Source organism: Bacillus sp. 3103sda1, assembly GCF_024159135.1.
Taxonomy (GTDB): domain Bacteria; phylum Bacillota; class Bacilli; order Bacillales; family Bacillaceae_G; genus Bacillus_A; species Bacillus_A rhizoplanae.
Window position 1 is genome coordinate 1,435,688 of sequence record NZ_JAMYWS010000001.1, and the last position, 14,814, is coordinate 1,450,501.

Here is a 14,814-nt window from a genome sequence, read left to right on the forward strand (position 1 = left end):
TTAGCTGTCTTTTCGTTTTCCGATTAATTTTGTTACAGCGAGCATCGTAATTGGCAATGAATGATTTTTCCGAAATGCTAAATACTTCCCGCTCCATGCTGGTTTATATTTCTCTTTGAAATGTCTCAGGCCGCTAAAGCTATATGTATAGCGAACATTGTTGAAAATGGCTGCTGCGACGCGCTCTGACCAAAATGATTGTGCCGATAACCCAACGTTAGAAAGGGGAGCCATTCCGATATTAAAGCAGTGATAGCCATTTTCTTTTGCCCATTGGAATAAATGAATGAAAATAGCATCCATAATTCCACCTGGTGCATTAGGGTAATAACGCATTAAATCAACAGATAACTCACCATCTTGATATACAGGCATCAATGTTGTGAAGGCAATGATTTGACCATCAGCATCAGAAAGTGTTGCAACCGGCGCACGGTTCACATAATCACGATCTAAATAGCCAAGAGAGAAGCCCTTTTCCTTTTTTCCACCAAGCCATGCATCTGATACTTTTTTGAGTTCATCATACAATTCATCTGCAAATGGAGGTTCGTGAATCGCAAAGGTATAACCTTCTCGTTCGAAACGATTAAAAGTTGCACGCAATCCAGCTCTTTTTTTTCCGGATATTGTAAAAGTGTTTAAATCGACAACCGCTTCTTCACCCAGTTTGAAGAAGTTGTAACCGAAATCATGATATAAACTCATCCATTTACTTTCAATTTGATAAAATACGCAAATATATCCGAAACGATCCGCTTCTGTTAGAAATTCTTCTAATACTTTACGAAAAGAAGATTGCTGTCCGATTGGATCCCCGAGTACAATAAGACGTTTACCTGTAGGAGAAAACTGAATCATCGCTTTGCCATCGCTACTGAAAAAGAACTGCTTATCTCCTAAAAAACCAAGATGGCTTAACACGTTCCCACCATGTTCATCTAAAAAATGTTGCAGCCGTTTCGGATTGAAAGGTTGCCCGGGAAATTTACTTCGATAGCGATTTGCGATAATGGAACCAATTAGTAAAAAGCTTGGTACAAAAAAGGCTGCGGCAAATGCACTTCGTTGTACTTGTTTAATATTACGAACAACAAAATCAGGTTTAAACACTTCCTTTGCTTCCGCAAATAGTACCCCTAAGTTTTTGTATAGATACAATGTAATAAGTAAAAAAAGGAATACTTTTACTACATCTGAGAATAAAACCTCCACTTTTTCACGTATAAATCGTTTACGAATCATATATAGTACAGCGAGTACAATGAGTAAGATAAAGGTTTCTTCTAAATCAATTCCTTTTAATGTATTAAAAATCGCGGCTCCGATTAGGGTTGCAATCGTCATATAGTAGGATCGCTTCGTTCCATGATAAATGCCGCTTGATAAAATAACGAGCAAAATACCAAATGTTAGCGATAAACTAAAAGAAATCTGTACTAGGTATTTAGGGACTAAAATATGAAGTACATGGGCGCGTTCAATACTTGTTGGAAAGATAGTGGAGAAAATCACCATGATTCCTGCAAAGCTTGTTAACGCAGCAGATGCCCAAGAACCGAGCTTTCTTAGAAAATCACGTTGCAACGTCCAAAGGACTCCAGTTGTTTCGAGGGCAGGTGCAATAAATGGTTTATCTTCAAATTTCTTTAGAGCAGCTCCTGTCATTTCAATCGCTGCAAAAACCAATCCGAGTCCAAATGGTAAAATATAATATACAAAGCGATATAATAACATAGCAGGAAGCAATACGCTTGTATCAAATCCATACTGTTCTAGTCCTGTTAAGAAAACAAGGTCAAAGGAGCCAAGTCCTCCTGGTACAAGGCTAACAACGCCAGCCAGGGCTGCAATGACATATACACCGAGAAATTGACGGAAATCTACTTCAATCCCAAATAGAAGTAGGATGACATACATAACAATACTTGCCGATACCCATTCTAATAATGAAACAAGTGAATAGAGGACAGTTGGATTTTGTTCTACTTGTTCTGCTTCTTCTGTTTTTCGCTTGCGATTTTTTATTTTTGAAACACCTATGTATAATGGGACAAAAAGGGCGAAAAAGATGAGAACTGGCCATAGCCAAGGTTTTTCTTGTAAAATAAATCTTGTATCTAATACGCCGATGAGGCCAAGAAAGGATAGTAATGCTAACCCATTAATAAAAGCCGTTGTCATCCAAGCGATACTTTTAAGAAGTTTACCGTTCTCCTGTACATAAGGACGATATAACATTGTACGTATACCTGCCCCCATAAGACCACCAAATCCTATAAATCCATTTAATGTATTAGCAATCCAAGAAATGCGGAAAATCTTTTTAACTGGTATATCAGCTTGCAAATGCCGCAGCATTACAAAGTCATAAAAGAACATTGTAGCAATAGCCAATGCGCCAAGTGTAACGGCTAAGAAAAAACCACCAGATGGAATGTTTTTAATCGTTTCAACTGCTTCTCGAAATGAGATACCTGATAGTTCTTTTCGTGCTTGAAAAAACACAATTGTTAGTATGACAAAGGGGAAAATAAATTTTCCGATTTGTAGCATACGTTTCCATGAAAACGACATAAAGACAACTCTCCTTATATAAGAAAACTGAGGCAATATTTTTATTATGACAAACTTCAGTGAAAATAAAAAGGAAAATTCAGTTACAAAAGCTATAAACTAAAAAATGTAATTTAGCATATTACAAATTTTTTTACATTTAAGAATTAATATATAAGATAGAATAGAAAAGAAGCTTCATGTTTTATCCCGCATTAACGGGCAGTAAGACCCCCACTGATGGAAGTTTCACTTTATTTTGAAGAAATTTTGCAAGAATTTACTCCTTTTGAAGGAAATCTGCTTTTTAAAATCGAAAATCAAAACATATATGTTGCGCTAGCTTATGTGATAAAAATAGAAACAGCTAGAGCGTTTTCATATTAATACGATAGAAGAATATCGCGTATATTTTGATGAAGAAACAATAATAGCAGCATAAGTAATTTTCGAAAATCCGTTAAAATGGTGAGGGGAGAAACTAGCATGTCGAATTTAATGGTTGAAAATCAAACGCGGCAAGTAACTGTTTTTTTGGAAGAAGTAATTGAAGTGATCACAAAATATGTAAATAATCACACATTACCTTTATTATTAGAAGAAACACCTGAAGGCGATGAACAGTATTTTGCTGGATTGTTAGCTTCAATTCGACGTTTACTTGTATTTTGTGAAGAAGGGTTAGATGCTTGCTGCGTAGTAATGAATAATGAGCCGTTTCGAAAAAATGCAGCGCAAAGAACGTTATATAAAATCTATCATCAAGTGATTGCAGAGTTTTTTTCACCGAAAAATGATTATTGGTATGAAAATAGCCGATCAGCTTATACAGGGAAGAATTCAATTGCCTTTCAAAAACAACCTCCTTTTTCTATTGAACGAATGATGCAAGAGTTAGAAGGGAAATTTCAAATGTTGCGTGAAGAACTAGAATATTATGAGACAGACTATCAAACGAAAATGATACAAAAATATTAACTACTGAAAGAAGCTAGGTGATCCCTAGCTTCTTTTGCTTTTTGAAACGTCATATACGCTCATACTTTCGAATACATTTAAAAAGGATAGCATTGATGGAGGTGACATATGAGTCAGCAAGAAGTGTTTACCGATTACTTTCATGAAGTTGAAAGTTGGTGCGAAAGTGTTCTCCACGTATTAGATAACCGGGCAACGGAAGTGTATGATGTCCATATGCTTGCATATAAAATTCAAATGTTATTAGATCGTATTAAAGAAAATGAATATGATTATGATGCGGAGTTTGTTTATGAAATTAGTGATGATGTTGAACATATTCAACACTACTTACAAGAGGCGTTAATGTCTGATTCAGAACAATATGTATTATACGAAAGAAATTATGTAGAAACTTCTGTACCGATTGGGGGACATACTCTTCCGCCACTTCCATATCCGTATAATGCACTTGAACCGTATATTTCAAGGGAAATTATGATGCTTCATCATGATAAGCATCATCGTAGTTATGTAGAAGGATTGAATAAAGCAGAGAAAATGATGGCAGAAGCACGAAAAACAAATCAATTTGATTTAATAAAGCATTGGGAGAGAGAAGCTGCTTTCCATGGTTCCGGACATTACTTACACACTATTTTTTGGAACAATATGAAAAAAGATGGTGGTGGTAGCCCACATGGAGACTTATCGAGGCAAATTGAAAAAGATTTCGGGAGCTTTTTACGTTTTCAAAAACATTTTACAGAAGCAGGAGCAAAGGTGGAAGGTTCTGGATGGGCGATTCTCGTTTGGGCACCTCGTTCCGGGCGATTAGAAATTTTACAAAGTACACTTCATCAATTATTTACGCAATGGGACACAATCCCTCTATTAGTACTTGATGTATGGGAACATGCGTATTATTTACAATATCAAAACCGAAAGGAAGAATATATTAAGAATTGGTGGAATATTGTCAACTGGGGTGATGTAGAGAAAAGATTTGAAAGTGTAAAAGAACTTCAGTGGATACCATATTAGACGCATCGTGATGCGTCTTTTTTTGTCCCGTTATTTGTGGGTAGTAAAATTCCCATCTCAAGATTTAGAGAGAAGCGAGGAAGATAGGTGGGAGATAAAAAAATCCCACTGATGGAAGTTTCACTTTATCCCGCTATTTGCGGGCAGTAAGTCCTCTACCTCAACTTCCATTCATATTTTAAAAGTCCAAGCATACACTTGTACAAAAAGTGCCAAAAAGGACGTGAATGTATGCGAGGGAGATGGATCATGATTGCACTTATTATAATATGTGCAAGTATGTTACCAAATGATACATATGCACAAATGAATAATGTTAGTGCTCGTAATGCCGTGTTGATGGAGCAGCATTCGGGGCGGGTATTATATGGAAAGTTAGAGCATGAATCTGAAAAAATTGCAAGCATTACAAAAATTATGACCGCGCTTTTGGCAATTGAATCAGGAAAAATGAAAGAAAAGGTATCAATTAGCAATACGGCTGTTCGTGTAGAAGGATCGGCTATTTATTTAAAGCCAGGACAAAAAGTACCGTTAGAAGATTTAGTATACGGTTTAATGCTGCGTTCTGGAAATGATGCAGCTCAGGCAATTGCAGAATATGTTGGTGGAAGTACGGATGGGTTCGTCTATTTAATGAATGAAAAGGCCGCCCAAATTGGAATGAAGGATACACATTTTTCTAATCCGCACGGTTTAGATGGGGATGGGACACATTATTCTTCAGCATATGATATGGCACAGTTAACACGGTACGCCATGAACAATGAGACATTTCGTAAAATTTTTGGAACGAAAACGTATCAATCACAAGCGTGGGATTATCCATGGAAAAATAAACATAAGCTTGTTACCTCTATGTACGAGTATGCAACAGGAGGAAAAACTGGATTTACGAAAAAGGCAGGACGAACACTTGTAACAACTGCCTCAAAAGATGGGCTAGATTTGATTGTTGTAACATTGCAGGCTTCGAGTGATTGGGATGACCATAAGTATTTATTTAATGAAGGTTTTAAACAGTATATACCAACTACAGTACTAAAAAAGGGAGTACTTTCGGAAATTCAAGACAAAAAGTATACAAATCATATATATACGAAAAATGATTTGCTAGTGCCGCTAACAAAAGAGGAGTTAAAAAAGGTCACATTAAACATTGAATTTGATAAAACAGCCAAGGTAACAGATGGAGAGAAAGTAGGTCGCGCCATTGCTTATCTAAATGGAGAAGAGATTGGAGAGCGTAATTTATTTTATAGTAAACGAAAGCTTATTGCGACAACAGGTTTGTTTTGGAGTGATTTTAAAGAAGTATTTTCACAAATGTTAGGTGTGAAAACAGATGGTTAATCTTGTCTGGGCTGCGATGGCGTTAATTGGTATTGTGTATGCAATGTTTAACGGAACGATGGAAGAAGTGAATAAAGCGGTTTTTGAAGGTTCAAAAAGTGCTGTAACTATTTGTATTGGACTTATTAGTGTTCTTGTTTTTTGGCTTGGTTTAATGAAAATTGCAGAAGAAGCGGGACTATTAAAGAAGCTTGTTGCATTGTGTATGCCTGTTGTAAAAAAATTATTTCCAGAAGTTCCGAAGGATCATCCAGCGATGGGTTTCATTTTATCCAATATGTGGGCAAATTTTTTCGGTTTAGGAAATGCAGCTACACCACTTGGGATTAAAGCAATGGAACATTTAAAAGAGTTAAATGGGGGAAAAGACTTTGCGAGTCGTTCTATGATAACATTTCTTGCCTTAAATACATCGGCTATCACGCTTATTCCCACTACGGTTATTTCAATTCGGATGACATATCATTCTGCAAACCCTACTGAAATTGTAGGGGTAACGTTTATCGCCCAAGTACTATCTATGATTGGTGCCATTTGGATTGACCGTTATTTTTACCGAAGAAGAAGTAGAAAGGGGAAGAAAAAATGAGTATCGTCAATATGATTTCTCTATGGGTGATTCCATGCGTGATTGGATTTATTCTATTATATGGGACGATAAAAAAAGTACCGACATATGAGTCGTTTGTAGAAGGGGGAAAAGAAGGGATTCAAATTGCTGTATCCATTTTACCATTTATGGTTGGTATGCTCGTTTCTATTGCCATTTTTCGAGCTTCAGGAGCGCTAGATGCAATGATTCATGTGATAAAACCAATGCTAGATATGATTCATGTGCCAGCAGAAATTGTTCCGCTTGCACTTATTCGTCCTATTTCTGGATCAGCAGGGTTAAGTATTACAACGGACTTAATTGCCACATACGGACCAGATTCGTTTATTGGGAGACTTGCTTCCACGATGCAGGGAAGTACAGATACGACTTTTTATATTTTAACAGTTTATTTTGGGGCGGTTGGGATTCGGAAAATGGGCGATGCATTAAAAGTTGGTTTATTTGCTGATTTAATTGGTATCGTGTGTTCAATTGTATTTGTTTCACTTATGTTTCAGTAATAATGATTCATTTTTCATTCAAATTGGACTATAATACGAATACAGCCACTATTAAGAATGCGCTTAATAGTGGCTTTTTTATGGATTGTTTTTGACAAAAACGTGAACATTTGCCGTAAGCAAATGGAAGGATGTGGACCATAATAAAGAAGAGAATCATACCGCATTCCTTTATTAGCTTACAAAGTTGGCAATGTTGTTTATGGTAAGTAAGGGGAATTGTCGAGTAGGTTAGACAGTTGCCAAGTCCTTCTAATGAAGGTAAGATGAATTTGAGGTGAAGAAACGAAATGGAACGATTACAAAAGGTAATAGCACAAGCAGGTATCGCATCAAGAAGAAAAGCAGAGGAACTTATTCAACAAGGGAAAGTTAAGGTTAACGGAAAAGTCGTGACCGAACTAGGAACGAAAGTGAGTGCGCAAGATAAAGTTGAAGTAAACAACATTCCTCTTGAAAAAGAAACACCTGCTTACTTTTTATTATATAAACCAACTGGCGTTATTTCGAGTGTAACGGATGATAAAGGAAGAAAAGTGGTCACAGATTTCTTTCCAGAAATTCCACAGCGCCTTTTTCCAATCGGTCGCTTAGATTATGATACATCTGGTTTAATATTGATGACAAATGACGGAGACTTTGCGAATATTTTAATGCATCCAAAGTATAAGGTTGAAAAAACATATGTGGCAAAGGTAAAAGGTCCGTTAACTGGTGAAAAAATCCGTATGTTAGAAAAAGGTGTTATGCTTGAAGAAGGGAAAACAGCGCCTGCGCATGTGAAAATCCTTTCTTGGGATAAACGTAAAGAGGTTGCAATTGTACAATTGACAATTCATGAAGGAAGAAATCGCCAAGTACGCAGAATGTTTGAAGCAATTGGCTGTAAAGTTATGAAATTAAAGCGCGAGCGTTACGCCTTTTTAGAGCTAGGTAATTTACGCCCAGGAGATGCAAGAGAACTTTCTCCTCATGAAGTAAAGCAACTTCGTGCCCTTGCTTCAACGAAACCAAGATAGTATTTAGTAACAGGAATAAAAGCTTCTATCAGTAAAGAAATCTTTACTGATAGAAGTGAATACATAGAAAAGTTTAGTATGTGCTAAACTTATTTATTTCGTTAAGAGAGGAGAGACACCGTGAAGAAAAATAGGCTGTTATTTCGTGTAATCATTTTGCTCATATTAGGAGGGGCAGTAGGGTTTACGTTATATCAAAACTTTTTTGTTGATAAGGAGAAAGCGCAAGTTGGAAAGGAAGCGCCAAACTTTGTTGCTACTGATTTAGAAGGTAACAAAATTACGTTAAAAGATTTAAAAGGAAAAGGTGTTTTCTTAAATTTCTGGGGAACATGGTGTGGACCTTGTGAGAAAGAAATGCCATATATGAATGAATTATATCCGAAATATAAAGAAAAAGGTGTCGAAATAGTGGCATTAGATGCAGATGAAACAGAACTTGCTGTGAAAAACTTTGTGAATCAATATGGACTGAAATTTCCAGTAGCGATTGATAAAGGACAAGAAATTTTAAATACATATGATGTAGGACCGTTACCAACAACGTTTTTAATTGATAAGGACGGAAAGATTGTCGAAAAAATTACAGGTACACAATCTAAAGAACAAATGGAAGAATATTTAAAGAAAATTACTCCATAAATGAGAAATGTATAGAAAATATATTTGTACAGGTAGTATTGGTCAATTGAGGTACTGTTTGTAATTTCAGTACCTAACAATAAAATTCTGATTATTCAGTGAAAGTGTTATGAAACATAGATACATAGAGAAAAGAAACGGCGGTGAGGGATTTGGAACAAATAAAGTGTGTTTGCGGTCATGTAAACCCAATTGGTACAATCTTTTGCGAAGCTTGCGGAAAGCCTTTTGAAGATGAGAAAGATACGAAATTATTAGATATGCGATATGAAGGAAGTGCACGGCGGTCTCTTACACATACAAAAACAGTTGTGGATAAAATTTGGAGTTTTTTCTCTTCCGTAAAAGTTGGAGTATGGCTCATTGTTATTACACTTATCGCATCTGGAGTGGGGACGATTTTTCCACAAGAAATGTATCTCCCACCAAATGTCACGCCGGGGGAATACTATGAACAGCAGTATGGTTTTCTTGGAAAATTGTATTACCAATTAGGATTTGACAATCTATATAGCTCTTGGTGGTATATGATGTTAATTGCATCTATCGGGATTTCTCTCGTTATATGTAGTTTAGACCGAGTTGTTCCTTTGTATAAAGCGCTGAAAAAACAAGGAGTAACAAGGCATCCGAGTTTTTTAAAGAGGCAGCGATTATACGGAGTAGCACTAGCAACAAAAGAAGAAATTGAATGTGTTAAGGAAAACTTGAAAAAGAGAAAATACAATGTACGAGTGGAAAATGATAACATTCTAGCAGAAAAAGGACGTTTTTCTCGTTGGGGTCCATATGTCAATCATATTGGTCTTATTATTTTCTTATTTGGAACGATGCTGCGTTTTGTCCCTGGTATGTATGTAGATGAATCGCTTTGGCTTCGTGAAGGTGAAATGAAAGAAATCCCAGGAACAGACGGAAAGTATTATTTGAAGAATGAAAAATTCATTAAAGAAGTCTATGATAAAGGAAAAGAAAATGAAGTCTTTGATGATGCGATTGATCGAGTTGGGAATAAGGTAATTCCGAAAAACTATCAAACAAATGCCGTATTATATAAAGCGGTTGGAAAAAATATTGCTGGTCAAAAGCCAAAGCTTGAGAAAGTGGAAGAGTATAACATTCGAGTGAATGAACCTCTTAAATTTGATCATTATGCTCTTTATCAAGTAGATTTTAAAGAGGGCGAATTTAGTAAAATGTCTTTTGCTTTACAAAAGAAAGAAAGTGGCCAAAAATGGGGCCCAATTACAGTTGACCTAGCAAATCCAAAAGAAACATACGATTTAGGAAATGGATACTCTCTGCAGTTGTTAAGTTATTTTCCGGATTTTTACTTTGATGAAAGTGGAAAACCGAATACAAAAACGAAGCTACCTAATAATCCAGCGTTTGTTTTTAAAATGTTTACACCCGAAACACCAAAGGGAGAAGTGAGCTTTGTTGGAATTCGACAAAATATAGAGCCAGAAGGAAACAATTTATACAAAATGTCTTTTGCAGGTGTAGAAACGCGTAACGTTACAGCGCTTACTGTACGAAAAGATTTGACACTTTGGATTATAGCTCTGGGAGGCTTTATTTTCATGGTCGGTGTTATTCAAGGTATGTATTGGAATCATCGACGCATTTGGATACAACGTGTTAACAATGAATGGTGGATTGCTGGGCATACAAATAAAAATTGGTATGGTTTGCGAAAAGAGATAGAAAAAGTCTTAGAAGGGACAAGCATTCCACAGCCAAATGATAAAGTCAATGAGAAGAAAATTAGTTAAGGTGGGGAGAGAGTATGGTAGAAATAAGTAGTAATTTCTTATTTGCTGCTTTCGTATTGTATTTAATTGCAACGTTGTTTTTTGGAGGTGCGATTAAAGAAAAAGGGCGGAAGTGGGCAAACATTGGGATAAGTATTACTATTCTAGGTTTTGCTGCGCAATCGGTATACTTTGTTACGAGATGGATTGCATCAGGACATGCACCAGTTAGTAATTTTTTTGAATTTGGGACATTTTTCGGCATGATGATGGTTGGTGCATTTATTATTATGTATTTTATATATAAGACAAGCATCCTTGGTTTATTTGCACTTCCAGTTGCTATTTTACTCATTGCCTATGCAAGTATGTTTCCGAGGGAAATTACACCGCTTATCCCTTCATTAAAAAGTTACTGGCTACAGATTCATGTAACAACAGCAGCTGCTGGCCAAGCTATTTTAGCAATTAGTTTTATTGCGGGGGTTATATATTTACTGAAAAATGTGGATCAGTCAAAAAAAAGTAAGCAAACATTTTGGCTGGAAGCAGTTATTTTTTCGCTTGTTTGTGTAATTGGATTTATAGCAGCGACAACTGCTTTTTCAAGTGTAAAGTATGAAGCGAAATTCCAATGGATTGATAAAAATGAGCAGCAAGCAGAAATGGTGTACAATCTACCTGCTTTAGTAGGACCTCATGAAGGAAAGTTAGTCACAACTGACAAACTTGAGCCTGTTATAGAAACACCTGCTATTATTAATGCGAAAAAATTAAATACAGTGATTTGGTCGATATTTATAGGAACAGGACTGTATATCTTATTAAGATTGATTTTACGTAAACGAGTGGCAGCGGCGATTCAACCAGTAGTACAAAAAGTGGATAGTGATTTGCTTGATGAAATTGGATATCGCTCTGTTGCAATTGGATTCCCAGTCTTTACGTTAGGTGCATTAATCTTTGCGATGATTTGGGCGCAAATTGCATGGACACGTTTTTGGGGATGGGATCCAAAAGAGGTTTGGGCACTCATTACCTGGCTCTTTTATGCAGCCTTTTTACATTTACGCTTGTCTAAAGGGTGGCACGGTGAAAAATCAGCATGGCTTGCAGTAATCGGATTTGCAATTATTATGTTTAACTTTGTTGTGGTAAACTTAGTAATTGCAGGCCTGCATTCATATGCATAACAATAATTGAAGTTCAACGAGTCAAGTCGTACGATTCATTATTGCAGGATAAAGTGAAACTTCCATCAGTGGAGAGTTTTTTCATCTCCCACTGATGGAAAGCTCTCACCAATCGGGCTTTTACGGGCAGTTACCCCCCACCTATCTTCTTCGGATTCTTCACAATCTTGAGGTGGAGGGCTTACTGCCCATTAATGCGGGATAAAATAGGAAGGTAACCGTCACTTTCCTATTTTATTTTTGTCAATTTCTTTTCTTTTTTGAGAAAAACATGACAAAGCATAAGAGAATTTTGTAAAATGATGTCGAGGACAAATTATATTGTTCAGGAAACATACATATTTTTGGAAAAACTATGAACAAATTTTATTTTTTTTGTGAAACATAATGCAAAGGTGAACTTTCAATCATGAAAGGTTTTGTCTATGAAAATGAGATAAGGGTAAGTTTAGGGCTCTATTCTGTTCTAATTAGTAATTAGGATATCCCCCTCACTAGATTCAGAGGAATAGAAGGCAAGTGGGAGATAACTACTAATATGCACTTGAGTAGTTCAACGAACCCTCAGTGGAAACCAAATTTGAGGAAAGTTTTACTTTATTGGAGAAAGGTAGGTGTGAACCGTTGTGACATTTACATGTACAGCGGGTTGCGATGGAAAATGAATTAAAGATTTTAATTGTAGATGATGAAGATCGTATTCGTCGTTTGTTAAAAATGTATTTAGAGAGAGAGCAGTACATTATTGATGAGGCTGACAACGGTGAGACGGCGTTAGAAAAAGCGTTGCAAAATGATTATGATCTAATTCTTTTAGATATTATGATGCCTGGAAAAGATGGCATTGAAGTGTGTAAAGGTATTCGTGAGAAAAAAGCCACACCGATTATTATGCTAACGGCAAAGGGAGAAGAAGTGAATCGCGTACAAGGATTTGAAGTTGGTACAGATGATTATATTGTAAAACCGTTTAGCCCACGCGAGGTTGTGCTACGTGTAAAAGCTGTTTTACGTCGCTCAGTAACAACGACATTCTTTACGCAAGATACGACAACAAAAGATGTTATTGTATTTCCTCATCTCACAATTGATAATGACGCACATCGTGTTACAGCTGATGGAGAAGAAGTGAATTTAACACCAAAAGAATATGAATTATTACTATTTTTAGCGAAGGCACCTGATAAAGTATTTGACCGAGAGCAGTTATTAAAAGAAGTATGGCAGTATGAATTTTTCGGTGATTTACGCACAGTTGATACACATGTAAAGCGCCTGCGTGAGAAGTTAAGTAAAAAGTCAGCAGATGCAGCGAAAATGATTGTAACTGTATGGGGTGTTGGTTACAAGTTTGAGGTTGTGAACGATTAATGCTTTGGAAAAGTGTAGTAGGGAAATTATGGATGACGATTCTACTCCTTGTTTCCTTCGTGCTTGGTTTTGTTGCCATTTTACTTTCGCAGTTTTTTGATAATTATTATGTAACAATGGGAGAAACAAGGCTTACGAATGTTGCAACGAGTGTTTCTGAATTAATAGAAGAGGGGACGGATGAGCAGACGATAGAACATATCGCATATAAATTCGCTGACCCCCTTTCGCGTATTATTATTGTGAAAGATAATAATGAAATATCTGCTTCTCCGGCACAACAAGGATTGGCAACGCTAACACTAACTGATTTGAAAAATGACAAAGAGTTACAAGCGGTATTTACAGAACGTAAAAAGGTACAAAAAATTAAGACCGTCCCAGATGAAAACAATAAGAAAAATCCTGACAATGATATTATGATTGTCGGTGTTCCGTTAAAGTCGTCAAAAGATGGTGCGGTCTTTGTATATCAATCGTTACAAGTACCAAAACAAGGAATAGAAAAATCGACAGATTTTATCTTTTTATCTGCGGGGATTGCGATTATTTTAACAACGTTCTTTGCCTTTTTCTTATCAACTCGAATTACAGCCCCACTTCGTAAAATGCGCGAAGTAGCTTTTGAAGTAGCACGCGGGAAATTTGATGCGAAGGTACCAGCGGTTTCGCAAGATGAGATTGGTGAACTTGCAACAGCTTTAAATCAAATGGGAAAACAATTGAAGTTTAATATTAATGCGCTGCAACAAGAGAAAGAACAGCTTTCTAGTATTTTAAGTAGTATGGCTGATGGTGTTATTACGTTAAATCAAGAAGGAGAAGTTGTTGTAATTAATCCGCCAGCAGAACGTTTCTTACAAGTATGGTATGAAGAAAAAGAGATAGAGTTAAGTGTGAGTTTGCCATCGGAGCTTGTTGAACTGTTTCATCTCGTTGTAGAAAGTGAACAGCAACAAGTTATAGAAGTTAATTTAGAAAAAGGTAATTATGTTGTACTGATGACACCGCTGTACAATCAGACGAAGATTCGTGGTGCTGTTGCGGTACTTCGTGATATGACGGAAGAACGCCGTCTTGAAAAAATGCGTAAAGATTTTATTGCAAACGTATCGCATGAATTACGTACACCAATGGTTATGCTGCAAGGATATAGTGAAGCAATTTTAGATGACATTGTTCAAACGAAAGAAGAAGTGCATGAATTTGTGCAAATTATCTATGATGAATCTGTACGCTTAGGTCGTCTTGTGAATGAATTGTTAGATTTAGCTCGAATGGAGAGCGGTCACGTAGAATTACATATATCAGAAGTAGATATTGTTCCATTTGTTGAAAAGATTGCACGAAAATTCCAAGGGATAGCAAAGGAAAAAGAAGTGCAGTTAGTAGTTGATTTTCGCACTTCCATAGAGCAGCATTCTTTTGATCCAGATCGTATGGAACAAGTGTTAACAAATTTAATTGATAATGCTTTAAGACATACAAATGCGGGTGGTAGAGTATCGCTTATTATCGATGAGAAAAATAATGGAATTGTATTCGAAGTTGAAGATTCTGGGGTTGGTATTCCAGAGGATGATATTCCATTCTTATTTGAACGTTTTTATAAAGCGGATAAGGCTCGTACACGTGGGAAAACAGGTGGTACAGGGTTAGGACTTGCGATTGCAAAAAATATTGTGCGAGGACATGATGGTAAGATTACAGTGTCGAGTGTAGTAGATAAGGGGACGACATTCTCTGTATATTTGCCAACATAAGTATGATGAAATTATATGCGAATTTTTAAGCTTATCTTTTTGATAA

General features: G+C 36.4%; 12 protein-coding genes. 11 read left to right on the forward strand and 1 reads right to left on the reverse strand.

Annotated elements, in window-relative coordinates:
- Window positions 1-2,577, reverse strand: coding sequence for a bifunctional lysylphosphatidylglycerol flippase/synthetase MprF (gene mprF / locus NKR74_RS07215; protein ID WP_253629096.1), 2,577 nt, complete (start codon window positions 2,575-2,577; stop codon window positions 1-3).
- Window positions 2,578-3,042: 465 nt separating this feature from the next.
- On the opposite strand from mprF, the gene NKR74_RS07220 reads away from it, so the two are divergent.
- The 11 genes from NKR74_RS07220 to NKR74_RS07270 all read left to right on the forward strand — a co-directional run bounded on the left by NKR74_RS07220 (window position 3,043) and on the right by NKR74_RS07270 (window position 14,768).
- Window positions 3,043-3,534 carry a DUF3907 family protein gene (locus NKR74_RS07220; RefSeq protein ID WP_098309452.1) on the forward strand — a complete coding sequence of 164 codons (492 nt, stop codon included), beginning with the start codon at window positions 3,043-3,045 and terminating at the stop codon, window positions 3,532-3,534.
- Between the two features lie 108 nt (window positions 3,535-3,642).
- Complete coding sequence (locus NKR74_RS07225) at window positions 3,643-4,557, forward strand: superoxide dismutase (protein WP_253629097.1); 915 nt, start codon at window positions 3,643-3,645, stop codon at window positions 4,555-4,557.
- A gap of 231 nt (window positions 4,558-4,788) precedes the next feature.
- Entirely contained in the window at window positions 4,789-5,910 is a 1,122-nt protein-coding gene (locus tag NKR74_RS07230; RefSeq protein WP_253629098.1) for a D-alanyl-D-alanine carboxypeptidase family protein, read from the forward strand.
- A complete protein-coding gene (locus tag NKR74_RS07235; RefSeq protein ID WP_253629099.1) occupies window positions 5,903-6,499 on the forward strand; it encodes a nucleoside recognition domain-containing protein in 597 nt (198 codons plus the stop codon). The genes NKR74_RS07230 and NKR74_RS07235 overlap by 8 nt, the downstream gene beginning before the upstream one ends.
- Window positions 6,496-7,026, forward strand: a complete 531-nt coding sequence (gene spmB / locus NKR74_RS07240) for a spore maturation protein SpmB (protein WP_253629100.1) — start codon at window positions 6,496-6,498, stop codon at window positions 7,024-7,026. The genes NKR74_RS07235 and spmB overlap by 4 nt, the downstream gene beginning before the upstream one ends.
- Before the next feature lie 290 nt (window positions 7,027-7,316).
- Window positions 7,317-8,045 carry a 23S rRNA pseudouridine(2605) synthase RluB gene (gene rluB / locus NKR74_RS07245; RefSeq protein WP_253629101.1) on the forward strand — a complete coding sequence of 243 codons (729 nt, stop codon included), beginning with the start codon at window positions 7,317-7,319 and terminating at the stop codon, window positions 8,043-8,045.
- A 120-nt stretch (window positions 8,046-8,165) separates the two neighbouring features.
- Window positions 8,166-8,687 (forward strand): thiol-disulfide oxidoreductase ResA, encoded by a 522-nt coding sequence (gene resA, locus NKR74_RS07250; RefSeq protein WP_098309446.1) that lies wholly within the window; start codon window positions 8,166-8,168, stop codon window positions 8,685-8,687.
- 152 nt (window positions 8,688-8,839) lie between these two features.
- Window positions 8,840-10,462 (forward strand): cytochrome c biogenesis protein ResB, encoded by a 1,623-nt coding sequence (gene resB / locus NKR74_RS07255; protein WP_098309445.1) that lies wholly within the window; start codon window positions 8,840-8,842, stop codon window positions 10,460-10,462.
- Window positions 10,463-10,476: 14 nt separating this feature from the next.
- Entirely contained in the window at window positions 10,477-11,634 is a 1,158-nt protein-coding gene (gene ccsB / locus NKR74_RS07260) for a c-type cytochrome biogenesis protein CcsB (RefSeq protein WP_253629102.1), read from the forward strand.
- Window positions 11,635-12,288: 654 nt separating this feature from the next.
- Window positions 12,289-13,005: a DNA-binding response regulator ResD gene (gene resD / locus NKR74_RS07265; RefSeq protein WP_253629103.1), complete on the forward strand. Its 717-nt coding sequence runs from the start codon at window positions 12,289-12,291 to the stop codon at window positions 13,003-13,005.
- 32 nt (window positions 13,006-13,037) lie between these two features.
- The gene (locus NKR74_RS07270) at window positions 13,038-14,768 is read left to right on the forward strand and encodes an ATP-binding protein (protein WP_301287781.1); all 1,731 of its coding nucleotides are present in this window, start codon (window positions 13,038-13,040) and stop codon (window positions 14,766-14,768) included.
- Window positions 14,769-14,814: the final 46 nt, after the last annotated feature.

Coding starts and splice junctions, on each gene's coding strand:
- mprF (WP_253629096.1), bottom strand. CDS start 2,577: ATGTCGTTTTCATGGAAACGTATGCTACAAATCGGAAAATTTATTTTC.
- NKR74_RS07220 (WP_098309452.1), top strand. CDS start 3,043: ATGTCGAATTTAATGGTTGAAAATCAAACGCGGCAAGTAACTGTTTTT.
- NKR74_RS07225 (WP_253629097.1), top strand. CDS start 3,643: ATGAGTCAGCAAGAAGTGTTTACCGATTACTTTCATGAAGTTGAAAGT.
- NKR74_RS07230 (WP_253629098.1), top strand. CDS start 4,789: ATGCGAGGGAGATGGATCATGATTGCACTTATTATAATATGTGCAAGT.
- NKR74_RS07235 (WP_253629099.1), top strand. CDS start 5,903: ATGGTTAATCTTGTCTGGGCTGCGATGGCGTTAATTGGTATTGTGTAT.
- spmB (WP_253629100.1), top strand. CDS start 6,496: ATGAGTATCGTCAATATGATTTCTCTATGGGTGATTCCATGCGTGATT.
- rluB (WP_253629101.1), top strand. CDS start 7,317: ATGGAACGATTACAAAAGGTAATAGCACAAGCAGGTATCGCATCAAGA.
- ccsB (WP_253629102.1), top strand. CDS start 10,477: ATGGTAGAAATAAGTAGTAATTTCTTATTTGCTGCTTTCGTATTGTAT.
- resD (WP_253629103.1), top strand. CDS start 12,289: ATGGAAAATGAATTAAAGATTTTAATTGTAGATGATGAAGATCGTATT.
- NKR74_RS07270 (WP_301287781.1), top strand. CDS start 13,038: ATGACGATTCTACTCCTTGTTTCCTTCGTGCTTGGTTTTGTTGCCATT.